21 protein-coding genes and 1 riboswitch are annotated in these 21,380 nt (G+C 41.5%); of the genes, 3 read left to right on the forward strand and 18 right to left on the reverse strand.

The window, feature by feature from the left end; genetic code table 11:
* The first annotated feature begins 8 nt into the window (after positions 1–8).
* Genes AB3N61_RS06890 through AB3N61_RS06900 form a run of 3 tightly spaced genes read left to right on the forward strand, consistent with a single transcriptional unit; the run spans position 9 to position 2,469 of the window.
* Complete coding sequence (locus tag AB3N61_RS06890; protein WP_367898870.1) at positions 9–1,172, forward strand: sensor histidine kinase; 1,164 nt, start codon at positions 9–11, stop codon at positions 1,170–1,172.
* Positions 1,169–1,648: a response regulator gene (locus AB3N61_RS06895; RefSeq protein WP_367898871.1), complete on the forward strand. Its 480-nt coding sequence runs from the start codon at positions 1,169–1,171 to the stop codon at positions 1,646–1,648. The genes AB3N61_RS06890 and AB3N61_RS06895 overlap by 4 nt, the downstream gene beginning before the upstream one ends.
* 59 nt (positions 1,649–1,707) lie before the next feature.
* Complete coding sequence (locus AB3N61_RS06900) at positions 1,708–2,469, forward strand: response regulator (RefSeq protein WP_020768360.1); 762 nt, start codon at positions 1,708–1,710, stop codon at positions 2,467–2,469.
* A 3-nt stretch (positions 2,470–2,472) separates the two neighbouring features.
* Here AB3N61_RS06900 and AB3N61_RS06905 read toward each other — a convergent pair whose 3' ends face one another.
* The 18 genes from AB3N61_RS06905 to AB3N61_RS06990 all read right to left on the reverse strand — a co-directional run bounded on the left by AB3N61_RS06905 (position 2,473) and on the right by AB3N61_RS06990 (position 21,371).
* Positions 2,473–4,623, reverse strand: coding sequence for a TonB-dependent receptor (locus AB3N61_RS06905; protein WP_367898872.1), 2,151 nt, complete (start codon positions 4,621–4,623; stop codon positions 2,473–2,475).
* 205 nt (positions 4,624–4,828) lie between these two features.
* Positions 4,829–4,983: riboswitch (cobalamin riboswitch) on the reverse strand.
* Between the two features lie 89 nt (positions 4,984–5,072).
* Positions 5,073–5,714: a histidine phosphatase family protein gene (locus AB3N61_RS06910; RefSeq protein ID WP_367898873.1), complete on the reverse strand. Its 642-nt coding sequence runs from the start codon at positions 5,712–5,714 to the stop codon at positions 5,073–5,075.
* A 9-nt stretch (positions 5,715–5,723) separates the two neighbouring features.
* Positions 5,724–6,695: an adenosylcobinamide-phosphate synthase CbiB gene (gene cbiB / locus AB3N61_RS06915; RefSeq protein WP_020768164.1), complete on the reverse strand. Its 972-nt coding sequence runs from the start codon at positions 6,693–6,695 to the stop codon at positions 5,724–5,726.
* Positions 6,692–9,292: a cobyric acid synthase gene (locus AB3N61_RS06920; RefSeq protein ID WP_367898874.1), complete on the reverse strand. Its 2,601-nt coding sequence runs from the start codon at positions 9,290–9,292 to the stop codon at positions 6,692–6,694. Before AB3N61_RS06920 ends, cbiB begins: the two co-directional genes overlap by 4 nt.
* Complete coding sequence (gene cobU, locus AB3N61_RS06925) at positions 9,289–9,843, reverse strand: bifunctional adenosylcobinamide kinase/adenosylcobinamide-phosphate guanylyltransferase (RefSeq protein ID WP_367898875.1); 555 nt, start codon at positions 9,841–9,843, stop codon at positions 9,289–9,291. Before cobU ends, AB3N61_RS06920 begins: the two co-directional genes overlap by 4 nt.
* Positions 9,831–10,460, reverse strand: a complete 630-nt coding sequence (locus tag AB3N61_RS06930) for a histidine phosphatase family protein (protein ID WP_367898876.1) — start codon at positions 10,458–10,460, stop codon at positions 9,831–9,833. Before AB3N61_RS06930 ends, cobU begins: the two co-directional genes overlap by 13 nt.
* The gene (locus tag AB3N61_RS06935) at positions 10,457–11,152 is read right to left on the reverse strand and encodes an adenosylcobinamide amidohydrolase (protein ID WP_367898877.1); all 696 of its coding nucleotides are present in this window, start codon (positions 11,150–11,152) and stop codon (positions 10,457–10,459) included. Before AB3N61_RS06935 ends, AB3N61_RS06930 begins: the two co-directional genes overlap by 4 nt.
* A complete protein-coding gene (locus AB3N61_RS06940) occupies positions 11,149–12,528 on the reverse strand; it encodes a cobyrinate a,c-diamide synthase (RefSeq protein ID WP_367898878.1) in 1,380 nt (459 codons plus the stop codon). Before AB3N61_RS06940 ends, AB3N61_RS06935 begins: the two co-directional genes overlap by 4 nt.
* 6 nt (positions 12,529–12,534) lie before the next feature.
* A complete protein-coding gene (cobO, locus tag AB3N61_RS06945; protein ID WP_020768482.1) occupies positions 12,535–13,068 on the reverse strand; it encodes a cob(I)yrinic acid a,c-diamide adenosyltransferase in 534 nt (177 codons plus the stop codon).
* Positions 13,065–13,847, reverse strand: coding sequence for a precorrin-4 C(11)-methyltransferase (cobM, locus tag AB3N61_RS06950; protein WP_367898879.1), 783 nt, complete (start codon positions 13,845–13,847; stop codon positions 13,065–13,067). The genes cobO and cobM overlap by 4 nt, the downstream gene beginning before the upstream one ends.
* 10 nt (positions 13,848–13,857) lie before the next feature.
* Positions 13,858–15,321 (reverse strand): precorrin-3B C(17)-methyltransferase, encoded by a 1,464-nt coding sequence (gene cobJ / locus AB3N61_RS06955; protein ID WP_367898880.1) that lies wholly within the window; start codon positions 15,319–15,321, stop codon positions 13,858–13,860.
* Positions 15,318–16,472 (reverse strand): cobalt-precorrin 5A hydrolase, encoded by a 1,155-nt coding sequence (locus AB3N61_RS06960; RefSeq protein WP_367898881.1) that lies wholly within the window; start codon positions 16,470–16,472, stop codon positions 15,318–15,320. Before AB3N61_RS06960 ends, cobJ begins: the two co-directional genes overlap by 4 nt.
* Complete coding sequence (gene cobI, locus AB3N61_RS06965) at positions 16,459–17,226, reverse strand: precorrin-2 C(20)-methyltransferase (protein WP_367898882.1); 768 nt, start codon at positions 17,224–17,226, stop codon at positions 16,459–16,461. The genes AB3N61_RS06960 and cobI overlap by 14 nt, the downstream gene beginning before the upstream one ends.
* A gap of 8 nt (positions 17,227–17,234) precedes the next feature.
* On the reverse strand, positions 17,235–18,461 hold the full coding sequence (cbiE, locus tag AB3N61_RS06970; RefSeq protein ID WP_367898883.1) for a precorrin-6y C5,15-methyltransferase (decarboxylating) subunit CbiE: 1,227 nt from the start codon (positions 18,459–18,461) through the stop codon (positions 17,235–17,237).
* Positions 18,458–19,126: a precorrin-8X methylmutase gene (locus AB3N61_RS06975; RefSeq protein ID WP_367898884.1), complete on the reverse strand. Its 669-nt coding sequence runs from the start codon at positions 19,124–19,126 to the stop codon at positions 18,458–18,460. The genes cbiE and AB3N61_RS06975 overlap by 4 nt, the downstream gene beginning before the upstream one ends.
* The gene (locus AB3N61_RS06980; RefSeq protein WP_367898885.1) at positions 19,119–20,231 is read right to left on the reverse strand and encodes a cobalt-precorrin-5B (C(1))-methyltransferase; all 1,113 of its coding nucleotides are present in this window, start codon (positions 20,229–20,231) and stop codon (positions 19,119–19,121) included. The genes AB3N61_RS06975 and AB3N61_RS06980 overlap by 8 nt, the downstream gene beginning before the upstream one ends.
* Positions 20,232–20,987: an FAD-dependent oxidoreductase gene (locus AB3N61_RS06985; protein ID WP_367898886.1), complete on the reverse strand. Its 756-nt coding sequence runs from the start codon at positions 20,985–20,987 to the stop codon at positions 20,232–20,234.
* Positions 20,988–20,996: 9 nt separating this feature from the next.
* Positions 20,997–21,371 carry a DUF3209 family protein gene (locus AB3N61_RS06990; protein ID WP_020768323.1) on the reverse strand — a complete coding sequence of 125 codons (375 nt, stop codon included), beginning with the start codon at positions 21,369–21,371 and terminating at the stop codon, positions 20,997–20,999.
* Between the last annotated feature and the right edge of the window lie 9 nt (positions 21,372–21,380).

The raw sequence follows: 21,380 nt of genomic DNA on the forward strand, positions 1-21,380 counted from the left end.
AACAAACAATGAAAGTAAGTATCTTACTTGTGGACGATCATGCTGATAATCTGCAAGTAATGGAGCATATTCTCAAAAGTCCCGAATTAAATTTGATCAAAGCAGGCTCGGGAGAAGAAGCTTTGAAAGCACTTTTGGACGAACCGGAGGAAGTCGCATTGATCTTCATGGACGTAAGAATGCCCGGAATGGACGGCTTCGAAGCGGCTGCTTTGATCCGACAGAGAGAAAAATGCGCCAAGATTCCGATCATCTTCCTTACGGCTTATGCAAATAACGAAACAGGAATGTTCAAAGGTTATTCTTTGGGAGCGGTGGATTTTTTGGTGAAACCTATGGCGCCGGAGATTCTCCGATCCAAGGCTGCCGTCTTCGTAGATCTGCATAAGAAAAACAAAATATTACGGATACAAGAGGAACTTCTAAGACAAAGTCATGACGAATTGGAAATCCGTGTAGAGGAAAGGACTTTCGAATTACATCGGGTGAATAACGAATTAATGAATGAGATCGCAGAAAGAAAGAGAGCCGAAGAAGCATTAACGGCCTCTTTAAAGGAGAAGGAAGTCTTACTCAGAGAAATTCACCATAGGGTAAAAAATAATCTTCAGATCGTTTCTAGTATCCTGAGTCTGCAAGGAAACTACATAACGGATCGTAAGTCTTTGGAAATGTTCCAAGACTGCCAATCTAGGATAAAATCCATTGCTTTGATCCATGAGTTATTGTACCAAAATGAGGACCTGGCACATACCGACTTCCAAGAATATCTGAACAGTTTGGTTACCAACCTTCTGAGGACCTATCGGGTAAATTCGAAGATACGATTTGAAATACACGCAGAAACGATTCATTTAACTTTGGATACGGCGATCCATTGCGGATTGATCGTAACGGAGCTTGTTACCAACTCCTTAAAATACGGATTTAAGGATAGGAGCGACGGAACGATCAAAATCTCAATTATATCTAAATACGACGAGTATTCTTTGACCGTGGAAGACGACGGTGTCGGTTTTCCCGAAGAAATTGACTATCGACAAACCGATTCTTTAGGTTTACAATTAGTTAATACTTTGACCAATCAAATAGACGGAAGTCTGATCCTGGATCGGAGCAAAGGGACTAAGTTCACCTTAGTCTTTCGGGAAAGGAGCCGAGTTCGAAAATGATCTCCAGCGAAGCAAAAATATTGATCGTAGAAGACGAGAGTATAGTCGCTAAGGACATACTCAGTAAATTGTCCGATCTCGGTTATGATTTCGTAAGTATCGCTTCCACCGGAAACGAAGCATTAAGAAAAGTTTATTTAGATAAACCGGACCTTCTTCTTATGGATATTATGTTATCCAGAGGGAATTACGATGGGATAGAGACGGTCCAGGAGATTTTGGACAAGATGGATCTTCCTGTGATCTATCTGACCGCTTATGCGGATGAATCCACACTTTTGCGCAGTAAACCCACTCGACCGTACGGATATCTGCTTAAACCTTTTCAGACCAAGGAATTACAGATAGCGATTGAGATAGCTCTGAATAAATACAGTCTAGATAAAAAGAGAAAAAGGGAAAGAAGAAATATGTCGGCCATATTGCACGGTGTAAAGGACCTCATTAAACCTTCTTCCGAAGAAGCCGGTATTTGAAACATTATTATAAAAAATAATATTCTAATTTATTAAAGTTAGATATTTTCGGAGACGAAATGAAAGCTGCTAGGATTTTGATCGTAGAGGACGAGGGTCTTGTCGCCCAGGATATTCGGCATAGATTGGTAAGGATGGGATATCCGGAACCAAGTATCGCCAATACCGGCGAAACTGCGGTCAAACAGGCAATTGCACTACAGCCTGATTTGATCTTGATCGATATTGTTCTTGCAAACGGATATTTGGACGGAATAGACGCTGCTAAAAGGATCCGAAAGTTTTTAGACGTTCCTATCGTTTATATTACTGCTTCTTCGGATTCTCAGACATTGACCAGAGCAAAATTAACGGAACCGAATGCGTATATTCTAAAACCGTTTCAAACCAGGGAATTGCAGATAGTGATCGAACTGATACTCTACAAACACCAAGTGGAGAAGGAGTTGATGGAAAAGGCGAGACTTGTTTCTGCAGAGCTTCGTAATATGCAGGAAGGAGTGATCGCTTTCGATTCTAAGGGACAGATCTCGTTTATGAATTTATCTGCGGAGAAGCTCACCGGTTGGTTGGAATCGGATGCTATCGGAAAACCGCTCGGAGATGTGCTGAGTATGAAAAATCTTCCGGATATGGAAAGTTTCGAATTGGATAACCATCTTTCGGAAAAAATCCCCATTGAGTCGGTTCCTTCTCACGGGCTCTTACTGTCAAAGAACGGACTTAGTACCGAAGTGTTTACATTTACTAAATCCGTTCCTAAAAATAAGGAAGTGGACGTGGACCGTATTTTGGTCATACGAGACTACATCAAAAAATAGACCTTAAAAAGAAGCCCGCACTGAAATTCGTATCGATCTAGGCAGAGCGGGGTGGGTATGTATATCATTGTATCCACCTTCATTCGGACCTACCGGTTCGTTCTTTAATCTGGAAGCGTAATAATAATCTATATCGCTCACATGAGCGTTCAATAAATTAAATACTTCGAAAACGATACTAAGATCTTCGCCGATATTCCTCCCAAATTGGAAATTTACAGTCGTGGACGCGGGAGAGCGAACCGTATTATCTTCGATCAAGGAACGATTCCCGAAATATCTCACCCTTAAAGACCCGAAAAATCCATCAGGATTTTTTAATGTGATCCCGGAAGCCAATGTATGGCGGATGGAACCTGGGATATAATTCCCTGAAGGATCATCATCTCTGAACCTTGATTTGGAAGTCGCAAAATCCGCATCTATCATGAGCCAAGAATTATAAGAATAATAATTGGCCCATTCGATCCCTTTTCGTGTGCTTGGTCTGCTTGCTTCCGTGGTGCCGTTATCGCCGGTGAACAAGAGTTCTGAATTCATATCCAATTGCCAAACGGAGAAAGTGGATTGCCAACCGTGGACCGGTTCGGTCCGAATTCCAACTTCTCCACCCCTTGTTTGGACCAAAGGATTTGCCGGATCCGTTTTTTGGACCACACCTCTTGCGTCGTTACTATGGAATCCGTATCCACCGTTTATATAAAGTTCAATTTTACACCAAGGTCCTATAATGATACTTCCTTTCGGGCTATAGATTCTTGCGTTCCTATCGGCTCTTTCTTTCGTTCCCCAATCATCGACGTTAAATGTATAATAGTCTCCTCTTATCCCGAATACCGTTCTGAATTTATTCGCCCATTGTATCTTGTTTTCATAATATAATCCGGAGCTGAGTTGTGTGATCCCATCTTCTCTTACCGTTTCTAATCTGGCTCTTTTTTCGGTATGGAAGAGTCCATTTTGGATATAATCTCTTCTGATCTGAAGTCCGATGGTGTTCTCCATTCGGATCCCCCAGAATTCGCTGATATCCTTATAACTGGATTTACTTCCTGCAATCGTTCTTCGATCCGCTTGTTCGTGTTGGTCTCCTCTTTCGGGATCGTCCAAGTAATATGTGAAGTTGGAGAATAATCGTAAATCGTAATATATACCGTAAAATTGGGTTTTTGCCTCGTATCCCTTTTCGGAACGATGAGCTTCAAAGTTGATACTGGCTCTGTTTGACCATCCGCCGTCGTTATGGTCCACACTTTCGAATCTACTTAAACCCGAATCCGGCTCCAACCATGAGTCGCCTAGTCTAAGCGCCCTTTTAGGAGCCTGCCCTGTAGAATGCCAGCTACCTTTATAACCCATGAGACCGATGCTAAATCCTTTTTGTTTATTTCCAACGGAATAACTAGTGACACCATTCACTCTTCTGAAGTTATCCGAAATTACCCAAGGACCGTCATTATGGGAGGCTTCGAACGCATACAAAAGATCTCCCGGGCCTAACTTATGGGATTTTGCGATCAAAGTCCTTGCATAACCGAGGGTTCCACCTTCCACATTCGCAATCCCTTTTACAAGACTCTTAAAATAAGAAATATTGAATGCACCTGCCGATGCGAAGTCCCCTTGGTCGGCATAATAAACCCCCTTCTTATATTGTATTTGTTCCACAAGTTCAGGTATAAGAAAATTCAGATCCGTATAACCTTGACCGTGAGCGTGACTAACGTTATTTACCGGCATTCCGTCCACATTGGAAGAAAGATCCGTACCGTGATCCAAGTTGAAACCTCTTAGAAAGAACTGGTTCGCTTTACCCCCTCCGCTATGTTGGGTTACGATCGCACCCGGAATTAATTCCGCGACTTCTCCCTGCCTCATAATAGGTCTAGTCTTGATCTGATCGGAACCTACCACACCTTCGCTTGCCGAAGACGCGATCCCGATTAGATTGGACCTTCTATCCCGGATTACGATCGTATCCGGCTTATATTCCGAGATCTTTTTTTTGAACTCCGATTTTTCGGTATCCGTCTTTTCTTTTCCGTTAGTCGGTTTTGTTTCCCGATCCTGGGAAAGGATAGGGGATAAGCTCGCACATACAAAGTACGATAAGGATATGCCTAAGCCGGCAATCCGGAAGATATTTTGTTTCATGGTTTCGTCCGTTTTTTGGAAAACTTTCGAAACAAAGATAAACTAACGAATGTTAGACTAATTTACGTCAAAATACGAATATGTAAATTGGGCAAATATATTAAATGATGAATTTATCTTGGTTCCGAGAGCCCCGATTTTTAACTTCCGGGGCCCTTCGCGGATGCACGGACGTGCTTGGCGAGAATGCTAACATACCTAACCTCGAGGTTTTAGTCTGCAGGGAGATCTGGCTTGCGGAATAAAATAGAAAGAGAATATCTTTCCGATCTAATATCCGATCACAGTTGCGGGTCAGCGTGGGAATTACACCCAACTTCATCCTGAAAGTTAAGACGATCTTTTGAAGAGACACGGTTTACTCAATCAAAAAAGTTTTATCAGCGGTAAAAAAAGAATATTCTAATTATTTATAATAGTCTGCGTAAAGGTAGGTCATCGATAGGTATCTAGTCTCGATTTGTATTATTCTCGATCTTCGAGGGAAGATCTTTCGTATAAGTTTTTTCTATATTCTCGGAAAAGAGAAATAATTCCAGGATCTCACAATTCCCAAGTTTAGAATAGTGGGATATTTTAAGTGAATAACGTTCAAAAAATCTCGAAAGTACGAATCCGTGACTACAAATTGCCACTTTCTTTTTGTCATAAATTTTCAATAAATTTAATATAGTTTCAACGACCCGAGACTCCGCTTCGGATTTGCTTTCTCCTCCCGGGAATCTAAACTGATCGTAAACGTTATCCGAACTTTTCCAGGCGGAATAGGACGTTTCTCCGAATAGCCTCGAAATCTCCGATTCTAAGACCCCTTGTGCTTCTCCTAAGTGGATCTCTCTGAGCCCCGGATGATATATAATCTCTATTCCTAACTTTTGAGAGATCGGTTTTGCAGTTTCTTTCGTCCTTTTTAAATCACTGCTAAAGATCAGTTCTATTCCTGTATCTTTTAACTGATCCGCTAAATTGATCGCTTGTTCTTGCCCATGTTCGGAAAGCGGCGTATCGATTTGTCCTTGCAACCTTCTCTCTCTGTTCCATTCCGTTTCTCCATGCCTAATTAGGAAAAGGTGATATTCTTCTTTTTTCATCGGATTAATTTAGGATTGGAAGAACTTGCCGTATAATAATTGAGCCGCCAGTCCCAGACAAAGAAACAAACCGGAGGAAAAAATAGAGGTTAAAAATATAATTTTATTCGCATCTAAGATCAGGTTTGGGACTAATTTTCGATCCGGATCCCCTAATTTTGGCTTATCACTCGGAACTCCCGAGTAATAATTTCTTCCTCCGAGTTGGATCTTTAGAGCACCCGCTAAAGCCGCTTCGCAAAGTCCTGAATTGGGGCTAGGGTGTTTTCTTCCGTCTCGAATCAATATTTTAAAGGAACGTAATGGATAAAAACCTAAAATTGCGGATGAAATACAAAGTATAGGGGCAGTCAATCGAGCCGGTATATAATTAGCCAAATCATCCATTCTTGCGGAAATCCATCCGAAGTTCAGATAGGCCTGATTCTTATAACCGAATAGTGAATCCAAGGTATTTATGGAACGATAAAGCATCGCAAGACTTGGACCCCCTATAGCTGCAAAAAAGAGCGGGGCAGTGATCCCATCCACCAGACTTTCTCCCACACTTTCCAGGCCCGCCCTAACTATTTCAGGTTCTTCTAAATTTTCAGTGTCCCTTCCTACGATTCTAGCAACCATAAATCTCGCTTTGTCCAAATCTTTTTCGCACAATGCCGAATATACGTCCTTGCTATGATCCAAAAGATCCTTTAAGGCTATGCTAGTGTAAATGATAAATGCGGATGCCAATTCCGCTAAAAAGGGATGAATATACCGAAAAATAAATATAATGATCCACGGAAATATAAAAGAAATAGAATATACTGAAAACGCAGTCATTATACCTGCAATTTTTTCGGATACGATATACTTTCTTGTGACCTTCTCCATATACCTTGCGAATTTTCCGATAAGTCGGACCGGATGAGGAGAACCTTGAGGATCTCCAAGACCTAGATCCAGAAGTAAGGAAGCAGGAATGATCCAAATTGAAGTCATGTAAGTCCCAAGATCCTATAAATTTCCGGCATATTCACCGAGTTTCTGACCTCTTCCGCTAGACGATCTAAATTAGTTTCCAGCTCGTATCTGGCTTGGACTTTACCCAAGGGCGTCATTCCTTTTTTGAGCCTGATCTTATCTATGAACCATCTTCTGAATTCGTCTTCGTCGAATACTCCGTGTAAATAGGTTCCCCAGATTCTTTCCGAGATCCCTTGATGACCTAAACATTCTCCGGAGTAATTATGAAAAATTGGTTTTGCGGAAATCTCTTTTGTATTTCCATGATGGATTTCGTAACCAGATACTTTTTTTCCGGATAGAAGGTGAATACCTTCCGTTTGTTTGAGTAATTTCTCTTTTTCTAATACTGTTCTGACACCTATCAGATTTAAACCTTCTGCGGAGCCTAAATTGCTTTCTATTTGGAAAGGATCATGGACGGATTGTCCCAACATCTGGTAGCCTCCACAAATCCCGATAATTTCAGTTCTTCCTTCTTTATGAAAATGTAAAATGGTTTCAGAGATGCCAGAATCTTTCAGATAGTTCAGGTCGGTGATCACATTTTTACTTCCTGGGAGTATTAATACATCCGGATTCCCTATCTCTTCTTTTCTTTGAACGATCCTGACTCTGACGTCGGGTTCTATTCTCAAAGAATCCAGATCCGTATGATTAGAGATCCTAGGCGTATCGATTAAAACAATATCTATCCTGTCTCCTAAAGGGGAGGTATCGTTTAAACTTCCTGATTTGAATTCTAAGGAATCTTCTTCCGGTAGTCTTAGGTCGTTTAAGAATGGAATAATTCCGAATACATTTTTACGGGTGGTTTCTTCCAAATATCTGATCCCTGGATCGAGTAGGTTCTTTATTCCCCTGAATCGGTTGATTAGAAATCCTGAAACTAGTTTTCTTTCCCATTCCGACATAGTCTCCATTGCGCCTACGAAGGATCCGAATACCCCTCCATGATCTATATTTCCGACTAATAATACTTTTGCCTTGGCATACTCCGCCATTCTCATATTTACTATGTCTTTGTCTTTTAAGTTGACTTCCGAAACTCCACCGGCTCCTTCTAGGACAAGCAAATCGAACTCCTCCGAAAGTGAATCGTAGGATTTTTTCACCTCATCGAAAGCGACTGACTTGAATTTCATGTAATCCCTGAAATCCATCGCCTCTACCGGCTTACCGTTTAATATAACTTGAGAATCTTTTTCGCTGGAAGGTTTGAGAAGGATGGGATTCATCCTATAGTCGGCTCTGATCTTAGAAGCCTGGGCTTGCAACGCTTGCGCTCTTCCGATCTCCGCTCCCTCATACGTCACGAAAGAATTTAATGCCATGTTTTGGGATTTGAATGGTGCTACTTTGAAACCGTCTTGTGTAAAGATCCTACAGAATGCGGTTGCCAAGATACTTTTTCCCACATTGGAAGCTGTTCCTTGCAGCATTAAGGCAGGTTTTGCTCCTTTTAGTTTAGACGGTTTCGGATTTTTCTTAAATATAGAACGAAACGATTGTATGAGTCTTTCGTTTTCTTCCGAAGTTTTGATCGCTATTCTTATATAATTATTTTCTAATCCTTTAAAATTGCAGCAGTTCCGGACTCCAATTTTGTATTCTTTAAGAAGAAGATATTCTAATTCCGGAATATTTTTTTTTGGATCTAAAAACTCCAGCAGAAGGAAATTCGCATTCGTATCATAAACCCGAAAAATTTTTAGAGCTTCGAGATCCTTTTGGAATCCATTCTTCCATTCACAAATTTTATCCTTGGTCCTAAGGATAAAGTCACGATCCTCTCCGAATTTTTCTAATATGGAAGCGCTTAAACTATTCAGGGACCATGCAGGAAGAATTTCTGAAATTTTGGAGGCAATTTTTGGATTCGTTAATAAAAGCCCCATTCTAAGTCCGGGAAGAGCCAAAATTTTTGTCAAGGACCAGAGAACGGCCAGGTTTTCGGACCTATCATTTCGAAATGAAATATCATCCGAACAAAAATCTATAAAAGATTCATCTATTACAAAAAACGCATTTTTATATTCTGAACGGATCTCTAGGATTTTCTCTTTATCTAATATTCTTCCTGTGGGGTTATTCGGATGGCCTAATAGAACTAAGATTTGTTTTTCGGGATTTTTCCGTAAAATTTCGATTAGTTCCTCGTAGTCCAATTCAAAATCCGATTCTTTTTGAAGATGCATTTCATGGATTTGCAATCCTGCTAATTCAATACTTTTTCGATAATCGATGTATGAGGGTTGGGCAATCACTGCCAAATCGAATTTTTTGATCCTTGGAAGAATATGAATGAGTTCTGAGGCGCCATTTCCGAATACGATTTCATCTTTTGGAATATTCCAATATTTTTGTAAAGAAATTCTGGCCTTAGTATAATTCGGGTCCGGATAATGGATCAGATCGCTGATCTTGGAGTTAATCAGTGGACGGACCCAATCCGGAAAACCCAAAGGATTTAGGTTCGACGAAAAATCTAAAATTTCAGAAGGGTCCGCTCCGGCAATCTCCGACATCCTCGATAAATTTCCTCCATGTGAACTTACACTTTCCGATCTCATAAATTCGTTTCCGAATGCGGTTTGATCCGGATCGAGATCCCGCTGACTAATAAATACACTTCGTTTGCCATCAAAGCGAATGTTTGATTACAGATCCCTAATAGGTCTCTGTATAGTCTGCCTTCTTTATTTTCGGGAACAAGGCCCATCCCGACTTCATTCGTTACTAAAAATACGGTTTTCAGATTTGAATTCAAAATATGTTCCCCCAATTTTCTGCATAGATCTTTGATATGGTCTTGGGTAAGTTCCGAATTTTTGTTTTTTGCAGCATACATTAAGTTATTGATCCAAAGACTTAAACAGTCCAATAATACCACGGCTCCTGACGGAATCGAATCGAATACGGAAGAAAGATCTAATTCTTCTTCGATCGTATCCCAGCCTGTTCTTTCTTGTTTATGCCTTTGTATCCTTTCATCGATTTCGGAGTCTATATGCGGGCAGGTGGCTAAAAAGAATTTTTTTTCTTCTACAGAATTCGCTTTTTCTAATGCAAATCTGCTTTTTCCGCTTCTACATCCTCCGGTGACCAAAATTATCCCGGCCATTCTGATCTCCTTGTGGAAGAGACTCGGATCAGATCGGTTAGAACTGCCTGACCATTTCGGAATATATCTAAATAAACAAGAGTAGAAGGAGATATTCTGAATTTTGTATAAAACGAAAAAGGAAGATCTAAAAATGAACAGAGTAGAATAGAGAGAATTCCGCCATGACTTAAAATAAAAACGGAACGATCGGGAGAAGATAGAATATGATCCTTAAATCCTTTCGCTCTTGTTTGGAATTCGTTTAAACTTTCTCCTTTAGGGAATCGAAAAGCAGGGGAGAAGTCCGCGAATTTTTTTAAATCTTCAGGATTTAATTCTGCAAGCTCCGAAAAAGATCTACCTTCCCATTCTCCGAAATCCAATTCTTGTAATTCTTCTCTGAATCCTGCCTGGATCTCTTTAGGGAATTCTAATGTTTCAAGAGTTTCCTTACATTGTTTTGTAGGGCTTGAATATACTATTCCTTTCCGGAATTTCTCTTGGATCTTTTCCTTTATCCTTTCTGCTTCTTGGACCCCTTTTTCGGATAGGGAGACTTCTTTTCTGCCTAAATATCTTCCACCATATTCCGCAGGAAGACTGGGGTGTCTTAGTAAACATAATGATTTTTTCATATATCTAACGATCTTAAATAAGAGAGATTTTTTCCTATTTTCCATTTTAGGATACCTTGAGTGACCGCTTCGTAGGAACTGGCCCCGATCAAATGTCCAAAGACCGTATGTTTTCCTACATAGTCTATTCCGTTTGGTCCAATAGGAGAAATGACGCCGATACAGTCGGTTCCTGTGCCGGTCGCAAGATTGTTTTCGTTTTGCAAACGGATCTCTGATTCTAAAACCGCTAAGGTCCTTGCTTCGGACGCAATTGAGACTGCTTCTATGCTTGCGGAGACGGTGAGAGCTTCGGAAGTTTGAACGAGAATGTTGATTGTCCCAATTTTTTTGTTTTGTTTGAGGAAATGTCCGACTCTAACTGCATTTCCTAGGCCTACCGTTGCAATGGATCTAACGTGCAAACCATCCATACTTTTTTCGGATACGGAGTAGTCGAAGAGAGATGCGCTTGTCATAAAGCCTAAAATTTCCTCTTTTTCTCCCTTCTCGATTAATCGATTTCTATAATATTCTTCCGGAATAATTTCAGGGCTTAGATCCGCATTGGAGACTTTTAACCAATAGACCTTGTTTGTGGTTAAGTATCCTCCTCCCACGACTGCCCAGCTTAAAGAAGAATGAGGTTTTGAAAGTTGGAGTTCCAACCAGGTTTCGGAGACTCCGATCTGATCTTCTTGAAATAAGCTCAAATTTTAAATCTCCTGCAAGAATCTATAAAGTTTTTAGGGATTTCAGGATTAGAGGCCCAATGCGCATGCACATAACTTGCTAAAACGTTTAAAACCGTATAACCTTCTTTAGTATTTTTTTCTGAGTTACGTTTTCTGATATGATAGGAGAATAATGAATCATCTTCATTTTCTAAAATCAGATCCGAATACCTGAATTGGTGTCCTCTGAAACGAATTCCGGCTTCTCCCAAGATGGTTCTTTTCTCCGTATGGACTTCTACATAACCTAAACTTTTAAGTTTCGGGCTCATGATCGCCTTTCCTGGGATAAGACCTACCATAGAAAAACTTTGTCCCTCTATATTTTGGATCTCGGAAGATAGATACATCAATCCGCCGCATTCGGCATAGATAGGCCTTTCCGAATTTGCAAAATTCCTGATCTCTTCTATTAGATTTTTATTTTTTTCTAAACTATCCGCGAATAGTTCCGGATATCCCCCGCCGATATACAATCCGTCTACTTCCGGAAGTTTGGCGTCTTTTAGGGGAGAGAAGAAGATTAATTCGGCTCCATAGTCCGTCAATTTTTTGAAATTATCCTCATAATAAAAATGAAATGTTTCGTCATAGGCCACTCCAATCTTGCAGTCTTTGGCTTTAGTTTGGATCTCCTTCGGTCCTTCCTTTGGAAGAGGAGGCGCTGAATTTGCGATTTCTAAGATCTTCTCTATATCAATCCATTCTTCCGATAGATTTTTCCAGAAAGAAAGTTTTTCTTCCGTTAGAATATCGGGGCCGGCGGAATGAAGTCCCAAATGTCTTTCCGGAAAGGAATGTTCGTATGACTTAGGAAATCCTCCTAAGATCTGCAACGGGATACTTGCATTTTCTATAATAGAAAGATGGCTTTTACTCCCTATATAATTCGCAACAAAACCTCGGATAGGAATTTGAGGATCGTAATTTTTGATACCGGAGGCGATCGCGGAGAAGGTCGCTGCCATCCCCGACGCATCGATCATAACGATAGTTGGGACCTGTAGCCATTTTGCGATTTCCGCAGTGGAACCTGCTTCTGAATTCGGAGAATGTCCATCGAATAATCCCATCACTCCTTCTATGATGGAAATGTCCGACCCTTGGCTTGCGCTTATAAAACTGGAAATGACGGATCCTTTTCCCATCAACCATCCATCCAGATTTTGGCAGGTTTTACCGGTAACAAAAGAATGATAACCGGGATCTAAATAATCGGGCCCACATTTGAATACAGAAACCTTTAGACCTTTTGCTTGTAGCGCCTTGGTAAGAGCGATCGTAAGCGTGGTCTTTCCTGTTCCACTTCCTGTTCCGGAAACAAGTATTCTCGGTATTTTGATCTCTTGTATCATAAAATTTTAATAGTCGATCCCGATCTGTGCCGATATTCCGCTCTTATAAGGATGTTTAGGGGATTCTATCTGAGTGACCAGGTCGGCCATATCTGTTAAAAGATTCGGACAATTTCTTCCGGTAAGTATAATATGCAGATCTTCCGGTTTTTTAGACAGGACTTCGAAAACTTCTTCCGGTGTAAGCCATCCGTAATGGAACGCGTATGTGATCTCGTCTAGTATGAGTATTTTATAATTTTCTGAAAATATCATTTCGCAGGATCTATCCCAGGCAGATCTTGCCGCTTTCTTATCTCGGTCTAGATCATCACTTTCCCATGTGAAGCCTAGTCCCATTACATGGAAGTCCAGATCCGGGATGGTTTTTGCAAATTTTCTTTCTCCTGTTTCCCATTTTCCTTTTAAGAATTGGACGACCCCGCATTTCATTCCTCTTCCTAATGCCCTGAATAGAATTCCGAGCGCAGCAGTAGTTTTTCCTTTTCCAGGACCGGTGAATACTAAGATCAGTCCTTTTTTATCCGGTGGAGAATTCATACGATTTCGGAGGCGGCTCGTTTCTTGTTTGCTTTTCTGAATTTATGGGAGAAGTCGGATGCGTACAGTCTGGAGTCCGCAAAATCATGACAGTCCAATACTTTTCCCACGAATATGATCGCAGTAGCTGTGATCTTTTCTTCTTTTACCTTAGCCGTTATGTTTTCTAAGGTACCGGTTACTATTTTTTGCTCCGGCCAAGTAGCCTTCTGCACAACAGAGACCGGACAATCCTTGCCATAGTGGGGAATCAATTCTTCCACAATTTTACGAATATGTAAAACACTTAAAAAGAATACCAAAGTGGCGCCGGTGGATGCAAAAGTTTCCAGTTTCTCTTTTTCAGGCATTGGAGTTCTTCCTTCCGCCCGAGTGATGACCACGGATTGGGAAACTTCCGGAAGTGTTAATTCCTTACCTAACATCGCCGCTGCAGCGGTAAAAGAGGAAACTCCGGGGACGATCTCATAAGGAATTCCTAATTCATCCATTTTTCTCATTTGTTCCGCAGTGGAACCGAATATAGACGGATCTCCCGTATGGACTCTTGCAACATCCTGGTCCTTCTTCTTTGCTTCCTCTAAGATAGAAATAATGTCTTCCAATGTCATTTTAGAAGAATCTAATACGTTAGCTGTCGGAGCGGCCCTTTCTATCACTCTTTGAGGAACAAGGGAGCCGGTATAAAGAACGATAGGGCAGGTCTCCACGAGTCTTGCACCTTTGATTGTGATCAGATCCGGATCTCCAGGACCGGCTCCAATGATAAATACTTTCATAATGATTCTCTTAATCGCATTTTAAAATAGTATCCCTGAAGGAGGACCAAACCTGTTTGGGAGAATGTCCCAACCATCTTGCATCCGTGTATTTTCTGTTTTCCCAGAGCGTCTTTCGGCTATTATCTAAAACGTAGTCCCAAAGCCTTTCGCTGATGGATGAATTTCTATAAATTGCAAACCGATCATAAACTTCTTCGGGAAAACCTTCCGAAGGAAAAGAGATCAAAATATCAAATTGATTTTGGGAAACGATTTCCTGATCTTTAACTTTCAGTTTTGTCCATTTTTGGTCTTGTTCGATTATATTATGGAATCCGAATGTTTCTAAGTCGGTCGGTCGTTTTAGTTTTCCGATCAAATAATAATTCTCATCCCTTTGATAAAGGATGGCTCCGCCGATACGACCTAAATACCGGATTTTTTCATCCGATCGTAATTCGGAGATCTGAACTTCCTTTTTTTGCGGAGAAGATCCCAAAAATTGTAATACTTTTATTGCGGTGGAAACGGAAGAATCTTGGCTTTCGACTGTTTCTTCTTTTTCTTGCTCGAATACGGTAGTACTTGTTCGTGCGAACGCACCTTGTATTTTAGTAATATTTAAATTAGGGGAAGGCGATTCTTTCGGTATTCTACTTGCCAGATCGTTTTCCGTTCTTAAGGAAACGGCTCTGTTTTGTCCTGGTTTCAGTGACCCGTCTTCTAAAGAGTATTTATTTCCGTATCCTCTCGGAGTTACAAAAAATCCTTCATAAACGAATGATTGAGAGGATCCGATGATCACGGTCGTATTCATCCCGATCTCGAATTCCAAAAAATGATCCAGATCGGAAAATTGAATATTCTCCTGTCTGCGATATGCGCTCTTTACGAGTGCTACAGGTGTGGTTCCTGGTCTGTATTTTTTTATGATACGAGCTGCTTCAACAATTTGTCTTTGCCTTCTGCCGGAGGCCGGATTGTATAGATTGATCACGAAATCTCCTTTAGCAGCCGACTCGATCCTGTTTTCGATCACAGTCCAAGGAGTCAAAAGATCCGAGAGTGAGATCCTTGCGGAGTCGTGAACCATCGGAGCTCCTACAAGAGATCCACAAGAGCTGTCCGCGCTGATCCCAGGGATCATTTTTATCTCGGGAGAGTCTCCTTTCTTCCAACCTGTTTTTCTTAAAACTTCGAAGACGAGACCTGCCATTCCATATACGCCTGCATCTCCAGAAGAGATCAATGTTACCGTTTGTCCCGATTTCGCGGACTCCACTGCAGTTTGCGCACGAGCGATCTCTTCCGTCATTCCTGTGCGAGTGACTTGTTTTCCGCTCAAATGATGTTTTACTAGATTGATATAAGTAGTGTATCCTATTATGGAGTCCGCTTCCTTGATGGCGGATAACGCAGCAGGAGTAATATGAGAATCGTTTCCTGGGCCGATCCCTACGATATTCAATTTTCCTTTTGGAGTTTCGTTCATATTTTCTCCAAAATTACGGGGTGGTGTTCCGATCTCGCTGCAAAGGGGATCCTTGCAATTGCGACCGTTAGGTTTTTTCCACCTTCCGTTTCTTTGTATTTTTGCTTTGTTACGAGTAATTTTTCGGATCCGGAGAGAAGAAGGGCGGCAGCCTCGCTTACGGAGCGAGTCCCCACATATTCGGAAGCAGCTTTAGAAATTTCTGAAATTCCCTCCACCTGGTCCAATTTTTCGGGAGAGAAGGTTCTGAATTCCCATCCATACTTTTCCGAAATTTCTAAGAATGCCGGTTCTTCTTTTTTGGCATCTACGCTTGCAATTGCCTTTATACTATCCAATGATAAATTATATTCTTTTAATACTTTTACGATCCCATTTTCTACGATATCAGTCGGAATTCCTTTATCGCAACCTAATCCTAAAACCAAGGATTTAGGTCTGTATATCACCGAATTGGAATATATTTCCGGCGTTTCGATTTTGATATCCGTTCTATCGCTTGCGATCAGGAGGATCTCATAATCTTTCGGATCAACATATTCTAAACTGGAAGAATATTCTATTCCCTTGGGTAAATCTTTTTCCAAGGGCCAAAAATTCGGCTCACCTGTTTCCTGTACGAACATTACTTTAGTTTCATTTACTACTGCGGCACAAGCCCTAGTAACATTTCTGTCTTGGTCTTCCAGATTCCAGCCTAGTTCTCTTCCTAAAATATCCACTGTCAAAGTCCCTGAAACATCCGAAGCGGTTGTGATTACCGGAATATTCTCCAATAGACCGGAAATTTTCTGGGTAAAAAAATTGCCTCTTCCTACATGGCCCGACAAAACACAGATCGTAAACTTTGCTTGGTCATCTATACAAAGAACAGCAGGGTCCGTTTTTTTACTGACCAAAAGAGGGGAGATCATTCGCACTACTGCACCCACACTGATCACAAAAATATGGCAATCGTATTCCATAAAAGTTTCTCTCAACGTGGGTTCCATCGGGAGACTCAAAAGTTTGGATCCCTTAGGAGCTTCCGAGATAAATTTGGGAGAAACGAATAGATCCGCTCCCTTTAAGGAATGGAATAGTTCTTTCCCGGTTTTCATACCGTGTTTTGTGATTACATAGATCGCATAAGGTTTTCTACTCTGAATCATCCAAAATACCCCTTAAGACGCCTTTCCTTCTTCGGATAGAAATGATAACCATGGAGAAATAATCGCAGTTTTCGTTCTTGATGGACTCTAGATCTTTTACGATCCTCTGGCGATCTGTGGTTCCATAAGAAACATAAGTTGCATTTTCTAGAATATTCTGCTCTTTTAATATTCTTATCAGTTCTGGGACCACCTGTCCTACTTTTGTCAGTACGATCGTATCAAAATCTTGGATCAGTTTCTCCAGATCCTCCAACCCATAGGTCGCAGGAAGAACGCAGAATCTTTCTCTACCGTCTGCAAGCGGAGTGAGTAAACTCGCGGGGATCGCAGTAATGGAAGAAACCGCCGGAACGATTTCCATTTCTATTCCTGGCCATCTTTCCGGAGCTTCTTCTAACAGGTAACTCCAAGAACTGTATACGGAAGGATCTCCTTGCGTGATGAAAGCAACATCCAAACCTTTTTCCAGTCGAACGCCTATTTCCTTGAACGCTTTATCCCAAGCCGGAACTAAGATGCTCGGATCTTTGGTCATCGGAAAATGTAAGAATAACTTTTCTTGAGATTCATTTTCTTGAACGATAGGAGAGCATACTCTCCAAGAGAAAGACGGCAGAGATTCGCTGCTTTTTGGAATGGCAAGCACTGCTACTCTGTTCAGGACATGGACCGCCCTAAGAGTGATTAAGTCGGTCGCGCCGGGACCGACTCCGACTCCGTATAATTTTCCGTATGTAGTTTTTACAGTCATAAAATGTATTAAGATTTCCTAATTTTAAAAATATGGATCGGATTTAATGCCTCATATCTGAGATAATCCGCGAGTTTTTGACCTCGGGATATATTGATGAGGCTCACCTCCGGGATCAGGTCCATATCCCTGAATGTTTTGTAAGCCTCGGAAACATTGTCCAAGGTGATTGCATTCGCCACCAAACATCCGCCGGGATTTAATCTTTCCCAAGAAAGTTCCAGGATCTCTTTCATATTACCCTTGGAGCCTCCCACAAAAACGCAGTCGGGGGAGGGAAGATCTTGTAATGCTTGAGGAGCTTTTCCATGTATTAAGAAAACATTATCTGTTTTATGGCTGAGAATATTCTGTTCGCAGATCTCTATTCCTTCCGGATCTACTTCGATTGCGTATACTTTTCCTTCTCTGGCGATCCTGGCTGCTTCGATCGAAACCGCTCCTGAGCCCGCTCCAATATCCCAAACTAAGGAATCCGGGCGGATCTCTAATGCGGAAAGAGAAAGGAGCCTGACTTCTTTTTTGGTGATCAGTCCTTTTTTAGGAAGACGTTTCGCATATTCTTCTTCTCCTAAAAAAGGAAGAAGTGGGGAAGGTTTCCAATTCGGATCTTTTCTGAGAAGGATCAACACGTTTAAGTCGGAAATATCGGAGGTCCCAGCCAAAGTTTCCAATTCGAATTCCCGGACCTTCTCCTCTTTCCCTCCCAAGTTCTCGCATACGAATGCTTTCCAATCTGTTTCAGAATAATGTAATAGATACTCTGCGATCTTGGAAGGAGAGTTGGTCTCGTCAGTGAGACAGGCAACCTTGGAAATACTTTGCAATTTCGTAATGAATCCGTAGAACGACCTACCGTGAAGAGAAAGAAAGGAGGCATCGTCCCATTTGACCCCGATCTTAGAAAAAGCGTTTTGGACGGAACTTGGTGCCGGGATAAATTCCACATGATCCTTTCCTACTTTTTTTAAGATCAGATTTCCGATCCCGAAAAATAGCGGATCTCCAGAGGCAAGAACGCATATCGTATGCTCCGCGGAAAGTTCAGCAATCTTCTCCGCTGTGCGAACAACGTCATTTTTGATGACGATCCTTTCTCCGTCAAATTGAGGGAAAAAATCCAGATGTCTTTCTCCTCCTGCCAGTACTCTTGCTCTTGCAACTGCACCCATTGCTTTGCTGGAAAGTCCGACACAACCATCGTCTCCTATCCCTATAACGGTTACCGCTTTCAAAATTTTTTCTCCGTTGAAAGAAGTAAAAGTGCATGTATGATGGATACCGCGATCGTACTTCCTCCTTTTCTTCCTCTTGTAAGAATATAAGGGATAGAGTATTCCGATTGGAATTTGATATCCAATAACGCTTCTTTGGATTCCGCTGCGGAAACGAATCCTACAGGGACCCCGATCACAAGAGCGGGGCGAACTCCTTCTTCTTCCACAAGTTTTACGATCTCCAAAAGAGCAGTGGGAGCATTTCCGATCGCGATCACACTTCCATTCAAAAGTCCTAAACTAGAAGCCTTGCGCATAGACTCGATTGCTCTTGTGGAATTATTTTCTTTAGCTCTTTGGATCACCTCCGGATCGCTAATAAAACTATATGTTTTACAACCGTAAGCATCCAAACGTTCACTGTTTAAACCCGCAATGATCATCTGAACATCACAAATGATCGGGCATCCGTTCTTCAGGGCTTGGATGCCGTCACGGATCGCGTTCTCATGGATCTTCGTTAGATCCTTGTATTCAAAATCGGCGGTAGCATGTATGATCCTTCTGACAACTTCCCAATCTCCCGGTGGATGTGAATGATGTCCTGCTTCTTCATCGATGATCGCAAAAGAATTATTTTCGATCTCCCTTCCCAAGGAAGTCATTTGCCGCATATCATTCATTTGTCGCTTCTCCTTTGATTCCCCAGCCTTCCGGAGCCTCGAATTTTCCTAAAAGAGTTCCATCAAAATCCACCATATAAGTGGAAACTCGTAAGCCTAATCCGTGTTTGGAACAATTTTGTGAAACGATCTCGCAGATCCTTGTGGTGATATAAAAAAGTCCGGATTCTTTACAAATATCTAATACATGTCTTGCTGTATTCGCCGCTTCTATACTGGAACAAATAGTCTCCGGGATCTCCAAGGATCTTGCTATATTTGCGAGCATCTTCGTGTTTACGGAGGAGCCGCCTCTATGTGTCATCATGACGCCGTCAGCCATCTTGGAAAGTTTTCCGATCATACCTACAATGATCAGATGATGGATATCTTCTTTGATCGCGGTCTTGATCCCAGTTCCTATAAAGTCTCCAACTTGTATAAATGCGATCTCGTTCATATTAGGAAGAAGGTCCATTGCGAACTTTTCTGACTTTCCTCCGGTAGTTAAAACGATGGATTGTTCTCCATATTCTCTCGCGACCTGTATCGCCTGTATTACACTTGCCTTATATGCCGCGGTGGAATACGGTTTTACGATCCCGGTAGTACCTAATATTGAGATACCGCCGATCAATCCAAGACGTTCGTTCATCGTTTTTTTGGCCATCTCTTGGCCGCCAGGAACGCTGATGGTCACTTCTGCGCCTGAAAATGCGGAACCTATCAGTTCTTCTAATATCATTTCCGTAATATTCTTTCTAGGAACGGGATTGATTGCAGGTTCTCCGATCTCCAATCCGAGTCCCGCTTTTGTGACGACCGCTACTCCTTCTCCACCTTTTAATACGATCTTGTTCTCTTGATTTAGTTTTACTTCTGCAGTTAACTCCGCTCCGTGAGTACAATCCGGATCATCTCCTGCGTCCTTGATGATACTACAAACAGCAGTATTTTCCGAGATCTCGCAACGTTTCAGTTCGAAGGTGACTTTTCTTTTGTTTGGAAGAGTAGTTTCAATTTCTCTAATGGCCTGGCCTAAGATAAGGACCCGAGTCGCCGCTTTTGCAGCTGCAGCGGAGCAAGCACCGGTAGTAAATCCTTCTCTTAGCTCCTTGGTTGCCATTTATACTCCGAAACTTGCGACCGGTGAGGGATTTCTTTGAGTGTTAAAGAATGCTTCCATTCCGATCCTGGATTCTAATGTCCCTAAACGAATTAGTTCGGATCTTACTTCCCTTAAAATATTTCCATCTCCGCTTAAAAATGCGTTCTCCGGGACAGTACAGTCTCCCAAAATCGATTTCAAAATTTCTAATACAGCGGAAATCCGATCCGGATCGGAAATAGATGGGATCTGGAATATATTCGGAAAATTGGAAATACCCGAGAGGAGATTTCTTAAATCTTTTTCAGAAAGAAAGTCCTCCTCTTTAGTTTTGAACCAAACCGTTATTGTGCTATCCAAACGGTCTGAGAATTTTTTGGAAAGAAGAAGTCCCGCAAGAGAAGTGATGCCGGTATCCGTTGCCAGAATGAGAGAAAAACCCGGAGTGGGCCATGTTGGATCTCCTACAAATTTTCCCCAAGGACCTGAATATTCCAGTTCTGCTCCTAATTCTAATTTCGGTAAAATACTGGAAGCCTTTCCGGTCCCTAAACGTTTCACGCAGATCTGGAAAGAATCCGCTTTAGAATCGGAAGATAAAATGGAATAAGCCCTTTTGATGGATTTTCCATCGGCATCGTTACCTAGATTTAGGATAACGTATTGTCCTCCTACAAACTCAAAAGCGGAACCGTCCGATCTTTCAAAACGGTATATATCCGAAGAAAGACTTATATTTTCCTTATCGATTAATTTTAGAAATTTTTGGCCCAAGGTTTCCTCCTAAGAAGGGTAGATCTCATGCACAAAATCGTGCATTTCTTCCAGATCCAGGTATAAGGTTTGAAAGGCTTTGGCGGAATTTTTCAGATCCAATTCCACTTTTTTAGTAAGAATGAGTAGAGAGGTATAATATCCCGATTTAGGATCTACTGTAGAAAGTCCCGAAATTTTTTGTTCTAACTCTACCAAACTCGCTTCGAAAAATCGGATCAAGTCCTCAAAGTTATTCGCATTCGTCAAAGACTGGATCGGCCCGGGAGAAAAAAGCGCCTCCGGTCCTATTTCATTCTTTTCATGTTGGATAACGGATTCGTCCTTGATACCGAGAACATTCATCATTCCTAATCTTAAAGCCGCAATTTCATGACACGCCATACTCTATTC

The sequence above is a fragment of the Leptospira sp. WS58.C1 genome (assembly GCF_040833995.1).
Lineage (GTDB): Bacteria > Spirochaetota > Leptospiria > Leptospirales > Leptospiraceae > Leptospira_B > Leptospira_B cinconiae.